The organism is Wolbachia endosymbiont of Zygogramma bicolorata (assembly GCF_051130665.1).
Classification (GTDB): domain Bacteria; phylum Pseudomonadota; class Alphaproteobacteria; order Rickettsiales; family Anaplasmataceae; genus Wolbachia.
The window spans coordinates 1,059,496-1,072,376 of sequence record NZ_CP149530.1 but is presented as its reverse complement, the minus strand read 5'-3'; the positions used below and the strand labels follow the sequence as shown (position 1 = coordinate 1,072,376).

The 12,881-nt window shown below is 35.0% G+C and carries 14 protein-coding genes; 4 read left to right on the top strand and 10 right to left on the bottom strand.

What is annotated here, in order from left to right:
* Positions 1–61: 61 nt before the first annotated feature.
* The 8 genes from WKH12_RS05080 to WKH12_RS05045 all read right to left on the bottom strand — a co-directional run bounded on the left by WKH12_RS05080 (position 62) and on the right by WKH12_RS05045 (position 3,770).
* Positions 62–388: a cation:proton antiporter subunit C gene (locus tag WKH12_RS05080; RefSeq protein WP_253307288.1), complete on the bottom strand. Its 327-nt coding sequence runs from the start codon at positions 386–388 to the stop codon at positions 62–64.
* Positions 385–804 carry a Na(+)/H(+) antiporter subunit B gene (locus tag WKH12_RS05075; RefSeq protein WP_164224942.1) on the bottom strand — a complete coding sequence of 140 codons (420 nt, stop codon included), beginning with the start codon at positions 802–804 and terminating at the stop codon, positions 385–387. Before WKH12_RS05075 ends, WKH12_RS05080 begins: the two co-directional genes overlap by 4 nt.
* Entirely contained in the window at positions 797–1,327 is a 531-nt protein-coding gene (locus tag WKH12_RS05070) for a DUF4040 domain-containing protein (RefSeq protein ID WP_434732167.1), read from the bottom strand. The genes WKH12_RS05075 and WKH12_RS05070 overlap by 8 nt, the downstream gene beginning before the upstream one ends.
* A gap of 3 nt (positions 1,328–1,330) precedes the next feature.
* Positions 1,331–2,345 (bottom strand): IS630 family transposase gene (locus tag WKH12_RS05065; RefSeq protein ID WP_434732166.1). Its coding sequence is split into 2 segments (ribosomal slippage): positions 1,331–1,879 and positions 1,881–2,345, totalling 1,014 coding nucleotides; the frame shifts between segments, so codons are not numbered across the junction.
* An 83-nt stretch (positions 2,346–2,428) separates the two neighbouring features.
* On the bottom strand, positions 2,429–2,716 hold the full coding sequence (gene mnhG, locus WKH12_RS05060; protein WP_096617042.1) for a monovalent cation/H(+) antiporter subunit G: 288 nt from the start codon (positions 2,714–2,716) through the stop codon (positions 2,429–2,431).
* A gap of 6 nt (positions 2,717–2,722) precedes the next feature.
* Entirely contained in the window at positions 2,723–2,968 is a 246-nt protein-coding gene (locus tag WKH12_RS05055; RefSeq protein ID WP_434732165.1) for a monovalent cation/H+ antiporter complex subunit F, read from the bottom strand.
* A gap of 28 nt (positions 2,969–2,996) precedes the next feature.
* Positions 2,997–3,413, bottom strand: a complete 417-nt coding sequence (rpoZ, locus tag WKH12_RS05050) for a DNA-directed RNA polymerase subunit omega (protein ID WP_253307286.1) — start codon at positions 3,411–3,413, stop codon at positions 2,997–2,999.
* A 60-nt stretch (positions 3,414–3,473) separates the two neighbouring features.
* Positions 3,474–3,770, bottom strand: a complete 297-nt coding sequence (locus WKH12_RS05045) for a helix-turn-helix domain-containing protein (protein ID WP_253310011.1) — start codon at positions 3,768–3,770, stop codon at positions 3,474–3,476.
* Between the two features lie 435 nt (positions 3,771–4,205).
* Between WKH12_RS05045 and purE the strand changes: the two genes are divergently transcribed.
* The 4 genes from purE (at position 4,206) to WKH12_RS05025 (ending at position 11,276) form a co-directional block, all read left to right on the top strand.
* Positions 4,206–4,697, top strand: a complete 492-nt coding sequence (purE, locus tag WKH12_RS05040) for a 5-(carboxyamino)imidazole ribonucleotide mutase (protein WP_253307285.1) — start codon at positions 4,206–4,208, stop codon at positions 4,695–4,697.
* Between the two features lie 7 nt (positions 4,698–4,704).
* Positions 4,705–6,564 (top strand): DNA mismatch repair endonuclease MutL, encoded by a 1,860-nt coding sequence (gene mutL / locus WKH12_RS05035; RefSeq protein ID WP_434732164.1) that lies wholly within the window; start codon positions 4,705–4,707, stop codon positions 6,562–6,564.
* 714 nt (positions 6,565–7,278) lie between these two features.
* On the top strand, positions 7,279–8,223 hold the full coding sequence (locus WKH12_RS05030; protein ID WP_434732163.1) for an ankyrin repeat domain-containing protein: 945 nt from the start codon (positions 7,279–7,281) through the stop codon (positions 8,221–8,223).
* Between the two features lie 407 nt (positions 8,224–8,630).
* Positions 8,631–11,276 carry a 2-oxoglutarate dehydrogenase E1 component gene (locus tag WKH12_RS05025; RefSeq protein ID WP_353286834.1) on the top strand — a complete coding sequence of 882 codons (2,646 nt, stop codon included), beginning with the start codon at positions 8,631–8,633 and terminating at the stop codon, positions 11,274–11,276.
* Here the strand turns inward: WKH12_RS05025 and WKH12_RS05020 are convergent.
* Together WKH12_RS05020 and WKH12_RS05015 are read right to left on the bottom strand one after the other, a co-directional pair.
* On the bottom strand, positions 11,269–11,868 hold the full coding sequence (locus WKH12_RS05020; protein WP_353288647.1) for a TIGR02217 family protein: 600 nt from the start codon (positions 11,866–11,868) through the stop codon (positions 11,269–11,271). The two genes, WKH12_RS05025 and WKH12_RS05020, sit on opposite strands and share 8 nt — an antisense overlap.
* A gap of 199 nt (positions 11,869–12,067) precedes the next feature.
* Positions 12,068–12,850 (bottom strand): DsbA family protein, encoded by a 783-nt coding sequence (locus tag WKH12_RS05015; RefSeq protein WP_434732162.1) that lies wholly within the window; start codon positions 12,848–12,850, stop codon positions 12,068–12,070.
* Positions 12,851–12,881: the final 31 nt, after the last annotated feature.

Below are 12,881 nucleotides of genomic sequence, written 5' to 3'. Positions count from 1 at the left end.
TATAATTTTACTTTTAACTTGTGGCTATTCGTTACTTCATATAGTTTAAGATACTGTTAATTTATGTACACTTGTCTTGATCAATTGTTCCATACTTTTCTTCCATTTTTACTGCTATGGACAATCCAACTGAAAATGTTGCAATTCCAACCACTATAGCAGTAAGCATTAAAACATGAGGTATAGGATTGCTATATGAATAAAAATTTGAAACCAATATAGGAGGCAAAGAACTTTTTATATATCCTAGAGATATGTAAAACAACAAAACAGATGCTTGGAAGACGCTTACCCCTATCATTTTCTTGATTAAATTTTTATCGTTTATAATAATATATAAACCTAGCACCATTAATACAATAATAATCGTATAATTATATAAAGTCATTGTTTTTTCCTACGAGCAAAATTCATATATATAATTAACATAGAGGAGCAGACAGTAAATGCTACACCTAATTCCACCAAAAAAATACCCAATTTTTGACCGGTTCTATTATTGGCTGACAAGATATCATAAGATAAAAAATTTTGGCCAAGTAAAGTTGTTGCAACGCCCGTTCCTCCATAAATTAAAATACCTAACACGTTAGTCAATCTAATCACAGAATAAGGTATTGCTTTTAGAGTTGTAGATACACCAAATAGCATTGAATATAATATTATCCCGGAGGCAATAATTATTCCTGCTTGAAAACCTCCACCCGGAGTGTAATCACCGTGAAATTGTATGTATAAACCAAATAAAATGATAAAAGGTATCATCAAAAATGTTACTGCATTTAATATCGGATCTTTAATCATTGTCTTTTTCTTCTTTTAATATCAACGTTATACAAAGCGCAGCAGTAAAAACTACTATAGTTTCTCCAAACGTGTCATAACCACGAAAGCTTGCCAAAACAGCTGTCACTATATTAGGAATACCGGTAGCTTTTTCGGTATTTTCCACATAATAAGGAGCAACATGCAAGTGGATCGGAGCATTGTGGCTGCCAAAATCTGGCAATTGAATCATAAAATATGACAAACATACAGCCAGAAATAACATAAAAAAAAGCGTTATAGGGTTATGAGATAGATTTACTTTATGATTCTTTATCAAGGAGAGTGCTGCAAACGTAAAAATCGTACTGAGCCCCGCACCAACAGAAGCTTCAGTAATTGCAACATCAGGTGCATTCATAATTAAGTATATAAGCGCAACAAGTGAACTAAATACACACATTAGAACAGCACTTACGACTAAATGTCGCGAGAAGACTATAAAAACCGTAACTGTTAGTAACAACAAAAGTAGCACTACATTTAATATTTCTAATACCAAATCTCATAAATAAGTAGGCAAATAACTCACAGAACAAATGGTTTTGATCGAACTTTCCGTAATATTACGAATGAATGCACATACAATATCCTCCAATAAACTAACAGAGTCATATATTCTATTTTTAATGAGATTGTCTTTCAAATATTGCCATAAACGCTCTACTGGATTTAACTCTGGTGAATATGGAGGTAAATAGATTAAGGTAATATTTTGTGGTATTTTTAAACCTTTGGATCTATGCCATCCTGCACAATCCACAACAAGAAATGCCTCCCTTGTTCCTAAATATTGTGACATCTGCTCAAGGAATATATTCATACAATCAGTATTGACGTTTGGTACGAATAAGCTAGAACTCTCTCCATTTCTAGGATTAACTGCACTATAGAGATAAAAGTTTTGCCTACCTAATTTTACCTTAACCTGTGTCCTAATGCCTTTTTTAAACCACCCGTGTCCAATCTTTGAATGTGTGCCAAACCGCGACTCATCGAAGAAAAATAGCTCTTTTTCGGGATACGTGACAATAGTTTCATTAAGATTTTTTTTTAAACTCTTCTTGTTTATTTTTATCCTGTTTATTGTGCACAGGCCTTGGAGTAATATACGAAAAACCTAACTTTTGCATCAGTCTATGTGCTGTAGACTTACTTACCTCAATAGAAAACATTTTCTCAATTATGATTTTTAATTTCTTAGCCGTTAGGTTGGCTCCTTCTTCTGCTATGACATTTTTAATTTCTTCTTGCTGCTTGTAGCTCAACTTCGGCTTTACTCCACGTCCTGGTTGTATTTTAAACGCATTGACTCCTCCTTCCTTAAATCTTGTAATCCACTTCATCAATGTAGTTCTAGTAATTCGGTATATTTGAGCAACTTTTGTTATTCCATATTCTTTTGCAGATATTATTGCCTGTAATCTTCTTCCTATCTCTCCTCTTATGCCGTGCTTCTTTAATTCCAGGTTACACTTATTATATAATTCTTCTCCTATTGCTTTACTTTTTCCTGCCATAACTCCCCACTAATTCTTAAATTATTCTATTTTAGAAATTTTTCTTTATTCCTCTATTTATTTTTAGGAATTGGTATAACACCTTAACCTTCTTTAACAGTTTTTTTCTTAACTTTATAATAAGTGCGCGCTAAAATATAGCCATTAGTTGAGCTAGCTACCCATATTATAAGAATTAATAATATTATTTTAACAGTATTGATTGAAAATCCATTCTGCAAAGCAAAACCAATTAACAATAGCGTTGCACCGCTAGAATCTGTAATACCTGCTGCATGTAACCTAGTATAGAAATCAGGAAATCTAATTACTCCCACACTTGAAATGATTACTGAACAAATGCCTAAAAATATAAGAACGGATCCTATCATAAATTATTAAAACAATATTAATCTCATTAGTGCTATAGTTGATATAAAGCTAACGCTAGCATACAACAATGCTATATCAATTAAAAAAAAATTATTCAGAATGATTGATATTGCTGTTATGAGTACAACTACTTGCGTTGAGAAATTATTGAACGCTAAAACCTTATTGTACACATCACTTGACTTAGACACTATGCGGCACAACATTATACTCATACAGAACAACAGTGTATAGATAGCAATGTGAAGCATTTAAAGACTATGTAACTTCAGTAGATTTCTAAACGGATACTTCTTCATCGCCATCTTGATCATTTATTTCATCATCTATTTCACCATCCACTTCATAATCTTGGCTTTCTTGACTTGCATCAAGATCTGTGTTAAATTGACCATCAGAAAAATTTAATAAATTCGCTAGCTTACTTGTATTACTGCTGTAAACATTATTCATATTTCCTTTCATGTACTCCTTGCATCTACCTACCAAAAGGTTAAATAGCTCATGAGTATCCACCTGTTTTTCTGCTATTTCATATAAGGAAACTATGGTGTTTTTATGGTCTTTAAACTGAACTGTTTGAACTGGATTACTTGCTCCTGTATTTAAATCATGTGTTCTTTGACTTGCCAATAGAACCAATTTGAAACGGTTACTTACCTGTTCTGTACACTTTTCTACAATAGACTCAGCCATAAGATACTACCTTAATAAGTTTTATACTATATCACAAAAAACAAGTTGTCAACTTTGTATCTATTGCGATTCAACTTCATGTTTTACTTTTTCTGCCTCAGATTTTATTTCTTGGCTTTCTGTCATCGTGATTGTTATTTCATGATCAAGTTTTTTTAGAAATCCTAACAATCGCTCTAAAGAAAAACCATCTATTTTACCATTTTTAATTTGTGATACCTTTGGCTGATCAATACCAAGTTTCTCAGCTGCAAAAGCCTGAGTCCAAGCATTTTTTTCTATAATTTTATTTATTATATAAAGCAACTTTGTTTTTATTGCTGCACTGTCTAAGTTATTTAACGATATTATTTCCATAATTCTTACACTCACATATCAATTAACTTTATTAAATATTATAGCATAATATTTAATATACCAAGGTATTAATATCATATAACTTGTCAATAATTATATGATATCAAATTTAAAACTTTAAGTTGATTGTATATTAATATTTCAATCAAATTTCTAGTAATTTTAAATTACCATTTTACCAGCAGCCTCTCTGAAAAAATCATTTACAGAAAGAACAAGCTAAAATTACAAAGCTTGAAATACAAAAATAATTATTTTATAAATTTATCTTACATAAGAAGTTTATATCTCTATATCTTAACATAGATATTTATTTAAATTTTTAAAATTTCTATTTTAACGAGAATTCTATATACTATATTTATAATATAACTTAAATATTTGTTGCTTTTTAGCTGGAACACTATTTAGTTAGTAAGTAAAATTGTGTTGAATATGACAAAAATAAAAAAAGATGTTGCTGTTATTATGGGAAGTGAGTCAGATTACACCACTATGGTCCATACCGTCGATATGCTAAAAGCATTAGAAGTTTCACATGACATATTCATAATATCTGCACATAGAACACCAGAAAGGCTCTTCAATTTTGCTAAATCTGCACAAGAAGAAGGTTTTAAGGTTATTATAGCTGGTGCAGGAGGTGCAGCTCATTTACCTGGTATGGTTGCGTCATTAACTTGTTTACCAGTTATCGGCGTTCCTGTGCATAGTAAACAATTAAATGGGCTGGACAGTCTACTCTCTATAGTTCAAATGCCAAAGGGTGTTCCAGTTGCAACCATGTCTATAGGAGAAAATGGAGCATATAATGCTGCCATTACCGCCGTATCTATATTGTCAATTTCCAACAGTGAAATTGCAGGTAGGTTAAAAAAGTGGAGAGAGAGACAGACCAAAGAAGTAAAAGAAAAACCAGTTTCATAATAAATCTATGGCAATAATTCTTTTAGACACAAAAACCATAAACCGTATAGCAGCGGGGGAGGTGATAGAAAGGCCTGCAAGTGTAGTAAAGGAATTAGTGGAAAATGCAATAGATGCTGGAAGTTTAGAAATAGAGATCAAAATAGAAAGTGGTGGGCGTAACCTTATTATTGTGACAGATGATGGTAACGGAGTAGAAAAAAACGATTTAGAACTTGCGTTTATGCGCCATGCTACTTCAAAATTGAGCGATAGTGAGTTGATAGAAATCAAGCATCTTGGCTTTAGAGGAGAAGCTCTGCCTTCAATAGCAGCAGTAAGTAGGATAAAATTATCGTCTAAAGCAAGCGGAGCAAGTGAAGCATGGTCTATAAGTTATGAGGGTGGAGAAAAGATGGGGGAGCTAACTCCTTACTCTTTATCACAAGGGACACATATTGAAGTACGAGATTTGTTTTTCGCTACCCCAAATAGACTAAAATTTCTAAAAACCGAAAGAGCAGAAACTCAAAGCATTGTTGATATTGTAAATAACCTAGCAATGATTAACTATCATATAGGGTTTACTCTCACTTCAGGTAATAAAAAGCTCTTAAAATACGCTAAGCAGACTTCGTTATTTCATAGATTGTGTGAAGTAGAAGAAGAATTTCAGGGCAATTCTTTGGAGGTCAATGAAGAAGAAGACGGCATCAAACTTACGGGACACATCTGTAAGCCAACCGTCAATCGTGGTAAGTCAACTCAGATCTATACATTTGTTAATGGAAGGCCAATTAAAGATAATTTACTTATTGGTGCGGTTAGGTATGCATATCATGATTTTATTCCAAGCGATAGGTATCCTTTTGCAGCGTTACATTTAGAGATACCTTATGATCAAGTAGATGTAAATGTGCATCCAAATAAGTCAGAAGTAAGGTTTCAGAATAAGAAGCTCATATATGAGATAGTGACAAGAGGATTAATCAAAGCGTTGTCAAGAAGGATAGGCACCTTTGATGTCATTTCAGCTAGTGACCAGAAAACTACTAATGCAATAGAGGGTTTTTTGAAAGGTTCATTATCAGATTCTTTTGATAAATCTGATGTTCAAAATGAATTTTATGAAAGAAGGCCAAGTCCTTTTGAAAATCAACTAATAAAAGAATTTGCTTCTCCAAATGAAAAAGCAAAAGGCTTATCAGAACAGTCAAAATCGTTTGATTATACCGGCATACAGAAATCCCCATCACAAGCGGAAATTATGGTTCTAGAAAAAAAGGTGTTAGAGCAAGTTGATTTGATAGAGAGCCACCCGCTCGGGTTTGCACGCTGTCAGGTCTATAATACTTACATTATTGCCGAGGTAAGAGACAAATTGATTATAGTTGATCAGCATGCAGCCCACGAGAGATTAGTATATGAATGCCTAAAACAAAAATCAAGTATAAAAAGACAAAAACTACTTCTTCCTGAAACGGTTGAAATCAAAAATCAAGCTGGAATGGAGATGATTGAAATCTATAAAGATAAGTTATTTGAAATGGGTTTTGATATTGAGATCAAACCAGAAAATAAAGTGATAGTAAAAGAAATCCCTGCAATTTTGGGAGCAATAGATGTGAAAGAGATGCTAATTAATATAGTGGGTAGATTAACGGAAATAGAAGATACATTGCTAGTAGAAGACAAAGTGAACAAGATATTGGCTACTATCGCTTGTCATGGATCAATTAGAGCAGGCAGGAAAATGAGGTTAGAGGAGATGAATGAGCTGCTGAGACAAATGGAAAAAACTCCATATTCCGGGCAATGCAACCACGGAAGACCAACTTATATAGAAATGAAACTCAGTGATATTGAAAAACTTTTTGAGCGCAGGTAATGAGGTTGCCATAAATATGTAAGTGCTCTTTCCTCGTCATCCAAGTAGCTCATAGAAACGGATTAAACAAAAAAACTTCCTTGACAAGCTTCGCCATCCCCCTTATTATGATAATAAGGGTATTTATGACTCAAAACTTGTTTTTGATCTGCGCAGGTTCAACAACAAAAATTCAGTAAAAAACTCAGGGTATTTATTGGCGGATTACATAAAATTATAGCGGCTGCATGTCTTTTTTATTTTTTCTACATTCAGCCAAATCGCGCTTATTTTAAGCGTTAGCACATTATTACAGCGCCACTTACAGTAATATAGAGTCAAAACTCGCTACTCGGGGCTTCTTTTGCCTTTTTTTTCATTTGGTAAGTTTCTTAATGTTTATAGCTCAAAGAGAGGTGTCATTCCAGCACTTGATGCTGGAATCCAGGAATTTTATCAAGTATAAAAGTTATGTTAAAATGCACCATTTATGGAAAACTAGATCCCAGTGTCTGGGCACTGGGATGACGAGAAAGGAGCACTGGAATGACATCATAGGGGCGCTGGGATGACATCATAGGGGCGCTGGAATGACACCCTTTCCTAGATGGAGATAAATTACAATGTTTGTACAGTTATGGGATTGCGCAGTGGATGCAGTTTAACATAAAAAGCTTTGCTTTTTGAAATTTTGGGTTATACTTAACTTCAACACTATTAGCAGGGGTAATGATCATGAATAAAGAAGAAGCTTTAAAAATTTTGGAACTAACAGATAGCCATGACGTTATCTCTAAAGCCAGAAAGAAATTATTTGATAGTGAAAAAAACTTAGATGTATTAAAAACGCAGATCGAGGCATATAAATCGCTTACCGATAGTCAAGCAGAAGCTTTTTCGGATCTTGTAATATCAGCTATTAACAGTAATGAGCTAGATTTTTTGGGATTATTACTAGAGACAGTAAAAAATGATGATAAATTTAACTATTTGAATACAGAAGGTACTGGTGGCAGTATACCATTGAACTTTGCATTAAGATATACAGGTTATAAGAATGAGTCAAGAGTTAAGATCATAGCTTTGCTTTTAGAGCATGGTGCTAATCCTAATACGAGAGATCGAGAAGGTAAATCATCATTACACTATGTTATTAATAATAGTGATGGCGTTTCTTGCCACAAAGTTACTGAATCACTTTTAAATAAAGGTGCTGACCCTAATGCAAAAGATAGTCAAGGTAAAACACTGTTGCATTACTTATTTGAAGATAAAAGTCACGATCGTGTTGAAATTGCAAAATTGCTGTTGAGGAAAGGCGCTAACCCAGACTTAAAAGATCATTACAATAAAAGACCAGTAGATTATGCTGAACACAACAGTAAAGTTGGGCAGCTATTTGGTGCCGTTGATCGTGATACGGTGTTACTATACTCTGGTGGTATAGTGATTTTTTCGCTTTTTAGTATCTGCTGCGCACTTGAGGCTGCAGTTGGAGATTTCAGAAAAGCAGATAAAATCGGGTTTGCCATTTTTACAGTAAGTACTGCTGCTGTTGCATTATATTGCGCATACTGTGCAATAAAAACTGCGTTTTTTTCAAAACCCTCACCAGATTTTACCGAAGCTAGAGCAGAATTTCTTAATAGTCAATCACCAAATCCAGCAGGTGCAGCTTAATAATTATAGCTAAAGTAATCTAGGTTTACCGTCATTCCGCTACTTGTTAGCGGATGAGATACCGTGAATAAATCACGGTATGACGGTTTCGCGGTGGTATAGTAATTCGTCATCCCGCTACTTGTTAGCGGGATCTATGCTAAGAGATACCACGGCGGTATGACGGTTCGCGGTGGTATAGTAATTCGTCATCCCGCTACTTGTTAGCGGGATCTATGCTAAGAGATACCGCGAATGAATCACGGTATGACGTAGATTGCTGATAAATCGTCATTCCGCTACTTGTTAGCGGATGAGATACCGTGAATAAATCACGGTATGACGTGTTTAGCCATAGAAACTAAAAAAGTTCTTTTTTAAAAAACTTAAGTTATACTTATAAGTGTTTGATATCTTATATAGTAATTATGTCGAGTTTAAGCTGCCTTTATGGCGATAATGCAGAATTTGTGGAAGAAATGTATAGCCGTTATCTGCAGGGCGATAAATCAATCGGGGAAGATTGGTATAGAATTTTTTCAAGCAATTTAGAAGTTAATAAAGCAGAGCCCTGCAATGCAACTAAGGTAGATGATTCAGTTTCTAGTTTAGCAAATTTCTTCAGGTCCTATGGTCACTTTTTTGCAGACTTAAACCCATTGTCACCAAGTGAAAATCAAGAAATAGATTACCAAAAATATTCAAATCTATCTCCGGCAAGTGACGCTGAAATCTATAGAGATATTTACTGCAAGAATATCGGTTTTGAATTTATGCATATCTCCTCTTATGAGGAGAGAATATGGCTGCAGGACAAGATCGAAAATCAAACCTATACGCTGAGTTCACAAGATAAAAAGGAAATCCTGAGGCACTTGATCGAATCTGAGATGTTCGAGCAATTTCTCCATATGAAATTTCCTGGATATAAGCGTTTTTCTATCGAAGGTGGAGAGTTAGCTATTGTTGCGATTGAGAGAATTATTAGTGATTCTGCGGCTTTTGGCATTGAAGAAGTAGTTCTTGGCATGGCTCACCGCGGACGACTTAATGTTCTGACCAAAGTTATGGGCAAAGAATATGCGGCAATGCTATCTGAATTTCAAGGCAACCTTGCATACCCAAGTGGTCTTGAGGTGTCTGGTGATGTTAAATATCACCTTGGCTATTCTTCTGATCGAGCACTTACAGGTGGCAAAAAAATACATTTAAGTTTATGCCCTAACCCATCTCACCTTGAAGCGGTGAATCCGGTTTTGGCTGGAAGAATAAGAGCAAAACAGAATATAAGGTCTGTGCTTGGCATATCAATTCATGGTGATGCGGCTTTCATCGGTCAAGGTGTCGTTGCCGAGACCTTGAGCCTAAGCAACATTGAAGGTTATAAAGTGGGTGGTATTGTGCACATTGTTATAAACAATCAAGTTGGTTTTACTGCTAACCCATGCTGCGCACGATCCTCTTTTTATTGCACTGACATAGCAAAATCAATAGAAGCTCCGGTTTTCCATGTGAATGGAGATAACCCGGAAGCTGTGAGTTTTGCTGCAAGTCTGGCGATGGAATATAGGCAGAAATTTAAAAAGGACGTAGTGATTGATATAATATGCTACCGCAAATACGGCCATAATGAAGGCGATGAACCGAATTTCACTCAGCCACTTATGTATAAGCTGATATCAAAACATAAAACTCCTGGAACATTGTATGAAGAAAAATTGACTGCAGAGAAAGTATTGGATGGCGATGAAGTAAATAAATTGCGCAGTGAGTTCAGGGCAAAATTAGATAAAAGTCTTGCTGAATCAGTGACTTACACTCCAAAAAAAGCTGACTGGTTCGGTGGAGTGTGGTCAAAATTAAGAAGAGCAAAGCTGAACGATTTGAGCGAATACTACACGGATTCTGGTGTTCCGCCAGATGAGTTGAAAAAATTGGGTGTGCATATAAATAGCAATATTCCAAGTAGCTTTAACATTAACAATAAGGTTAGAAAAATACTCGATGGAAGAATAGACAGCATAAATTCTGGTAGCAATATAGACTGGGCAACTGCCGAAAGTCTTGCATTTGCGTCACTGCTTACAGAAGGAATAGGAGTGCGTTTATCAGGACAAGATTCTGGTCGTGGGACTTTCTCGCACCGTCATTCAAGGCTTGTTGATCAGGCAACAGAAGAAGCGTTTATTCCGCTAAACAATATAAATGAAAAGCAAGCTCACTTTGAGGTCATAGATAGCGCTTTATCAGAGTATGCTGTAATGGGCTTTGAATATGGATATAGTCTTGATTCTCCGTATTCACTGGTGCTCTGGGAAGGACAATTTGGTGATTTTGCAAATGGTGCACAAATTATGATCGACCAGTTTATCGCATCTGCAGAAACAAAGTGGTTGCGATCAAGCGGTCTAGTTCTATTGTTGCCCCACGGTTATGAAGGGCAAGGACCTGAGCATAGCTCCGCACGTATAGAGAGATTTTTGCAACTCTGCGCAGAGGATAATATGCAGGTAGTTAATTGTTCCACTCCGGCGAATTACTTCCATGTCTTACGCAGACAAATGCATAGAGACTTTCGTAAGCCTTTAGTAGTGTTTACACCTAAATCACTATTGCGTCATAAAAGAGCAGTTTCTAACCTATCTGACTTTGAAGGAAAATTCCTCACGGTAATTCCAGAATGTAGAACAGGTTTAGTTTCAAATAATGAAATACGTAAAGTTGTAATATGCAGTGGTAAAGTTTATTACGATATAATTGAAATGCTTGAAACACAAAAAATAAACGATATAGCAGTGATACGTTTAGAACAATTCTATCCGTTTCCGGCCGATAAATTAAGCAGCGAACTTGAAAAGTACAAGAACGCTGAAATTATATGGTGTCAAGAAGAACCAAAAAATATGGGGGGATGGTTTTTTGTCAACCCATTGATAGACGAGGTGTTATCTGACCTCAATATTCAAGCAAAAAGACCTAAGTGTATCGCAAGACCTGCTGCTGCATCTCCTGCATGTGGTTATGCTAGTGTTCACACTCAGCAACAGGAGGAAATTTTAAAGCAGCTTAATTAAACTTCACCTCTACTAGTGGAATGTTATTCCAGCTATTGCTTCCATAGTCATCAATAGAAGCGTTTAAGTAATCTGTATCAAAGCGCACGGGCACATCAAATTCGAAGCTCGCAATGATTATCGCATCTTTTACTGGTGGCTTCATAAATGTTATTTCTCCCGTTGAATAATTTACTGAATATTCACTCTCTTCTTTACCATTTAAATAAATCTTTACTGTCCCATGTACTGGCTTTTTGATCATGCGTATATGCTTATCTTCCCCACTTACATAAGTTTTGATTAGCTGAAAAGTCGTTTTTTTGTTATCTCCTATACCAATCTTTTGATTAATGGCTATAAAATCTGACCAATCCTTAAAACGAAACCCTATTGCTTTACCTTTTCGTGCATGAAAAAATGTTATGAGTTCTGTTAGCTGCTCGTTTGATCTGACCCCGTAAGCTATGTTGTATCTAGTGCGTGCATGAGACCAATTGATGTTGCGCTGTTCACAACCGTTATGAGTTGTTACAACGTCAGTGGAAAATTCCGGTCCTCCAGTGGAACCATAAGATATATTTTCTGGAAATCTAATTTCTGTGAATGACATATGTCCTCCTATGAAAGTAAAATTAAAGTAATTTGAGCTAAATAACACCAGGTCATCCTGATTAAAAAGTACAATTATTGATGTCTGTGCTTGAGAGAAAACTTGCTAATTGAATGGTATCTTAAGTGTAATTTAAGCACCACGCCTACGGTACATTGTACTCAGGTTCGTTTACGTTGTCAAGTAAAAAAATAAAATTTTATAGCAAATTAATCGCTGAAGCTAGTTTTTGCTTGTGACTTAATTCATCTACTTTTTTGCGTAATACATTCAAATCAGTTGCTCCTACAAACAGACTATCCCCAATTATTAAAAAAGGTGTGCCCCCTACTCCCAAATCTCTTACTAGGAGCTTACTGCCATTTATCATTTGCTCAATTTTGTCTGCATTATTTTTCATGGAACTATTAAAATTGTCCTCATCAATCCCTATGCTTTTCACTATATCCAATATGCTTTCGTCTGAAAATCCTCCTTTGTGACTTAAAGCAGAATAGTGAAAGTCGAAATATTTTTCTTTATCAATAAAGTAAACAGCTAAAGCGCTTTTTGCTGCCCTTAAAGAGTCATTACCAAGTATTGGAGCATCCCTAAAGATATACTTAATTTTACCGTCGTTAATTAACTGTTTTATATCGTCTTTTATAGTCTTGCAATATCCACAAGAATAGTCAAAGAAACCTACAGCTATAACACTACTATTTTCATTTCCGGAGTAAGGATAAGTAAGGTCAAATATTTGATCCTTGTATTGTGAAATTTTACTTTTGGTCACATTATCTCGAGCAGCGTAACTACTTTTAATCGACTCCTCTTTGAGAGTTTTTACGATCTTATCAAAATTTCTACTTATATAATTATCTAATTTCTCACCTATATAATCATCGCTTAGCATTTGGCTGCGATTTGAAAGCCAATTGTTTATTACTGGTAAACTTGCTACTGCCAGTATAAGGATCAATAAAAACGATATTCTAGACATACAATTTATTTAAAAACCTACAACATAAAAC

Coding starts and splice junctions, on each gene's coding strand:
- WKH12_RS05045 (WP_253310011.1), bottom strand. CDS start 3,770: ATGGAAATAATATCGTTAAATAACTTAGACAGTGCAGCAATAAAAACA.
- rpoZ (WP_253307286.1), bottom strand. CDS start 3,413: ATGGCTGAGTCTATTGTAGAAAAGTGTACAGAACAGGTAAGTAACCGT.
- mnhG (WP_096617042.1), bottom strand. CDS start 2,716: ATGATAGGATCCGTTCTTATATTTTTAGGCATTTGTTCAGTAATCATT.
- WKH12_RS05055 (WP_434732165.1), bottom strand. CDS start 2,968: ATGCTTCACATTGCTATCTATACACTGTTGTTCTGTATGAGTATAATG.
- WKH12_RS05080 (WP_253307288.1), bottom strand. CDS start 388: ATGACTTTATATAATTATACGATTATTATTGTATTAATGGTGCTAGGT.
- WKH12_RS05020 (WP_353288647.1), bottom strand. CDS start 11,868: ATGTCATTCACAGAAATTAGATTTCCAGAAAATATATCTTATGGTTCC.
- purE (WP_253307285.1), top strand. CDS start 4,206: ATGACAAAAATAAAAAAAGATGTTGCTGTTATTATGGGAAGTGAGTCA.
- WKH12_RS05030 (WP_434732163.1), top strand. CDS start 7,279: ATGAATAAAGAAGAAGCTTTAAAAATTTTGGAACTAACAGATAGCCAT.
- WKH12_RS05075 (WP_164224942.1), bottom strand. CDS start 804: ATGATTAAAGATCCGATATTAAATGCAGTAACATTTTTGATGATACCT.
- mutL (WP_434732164.1), top strand. CDS start 4,705: ATGGCAATAATTCTTTTAGACACAAAAACCATAAACCGTATAGCAGCG.
- WKH12_RS05025 (WP_353286834.1), top strand. CDS start 8,631: ATGTCGAGTTTAAGCTGCCTTTATGGCGATAATGCAGAATTTGTGGAA.
- WKH12_RS05015 (WP_434732162.1), bottom strand. CDS start 12,850: ATGTCTAGAATATCGTTTTTATTGATCCTTATACTGGCAGTAGCAAGT.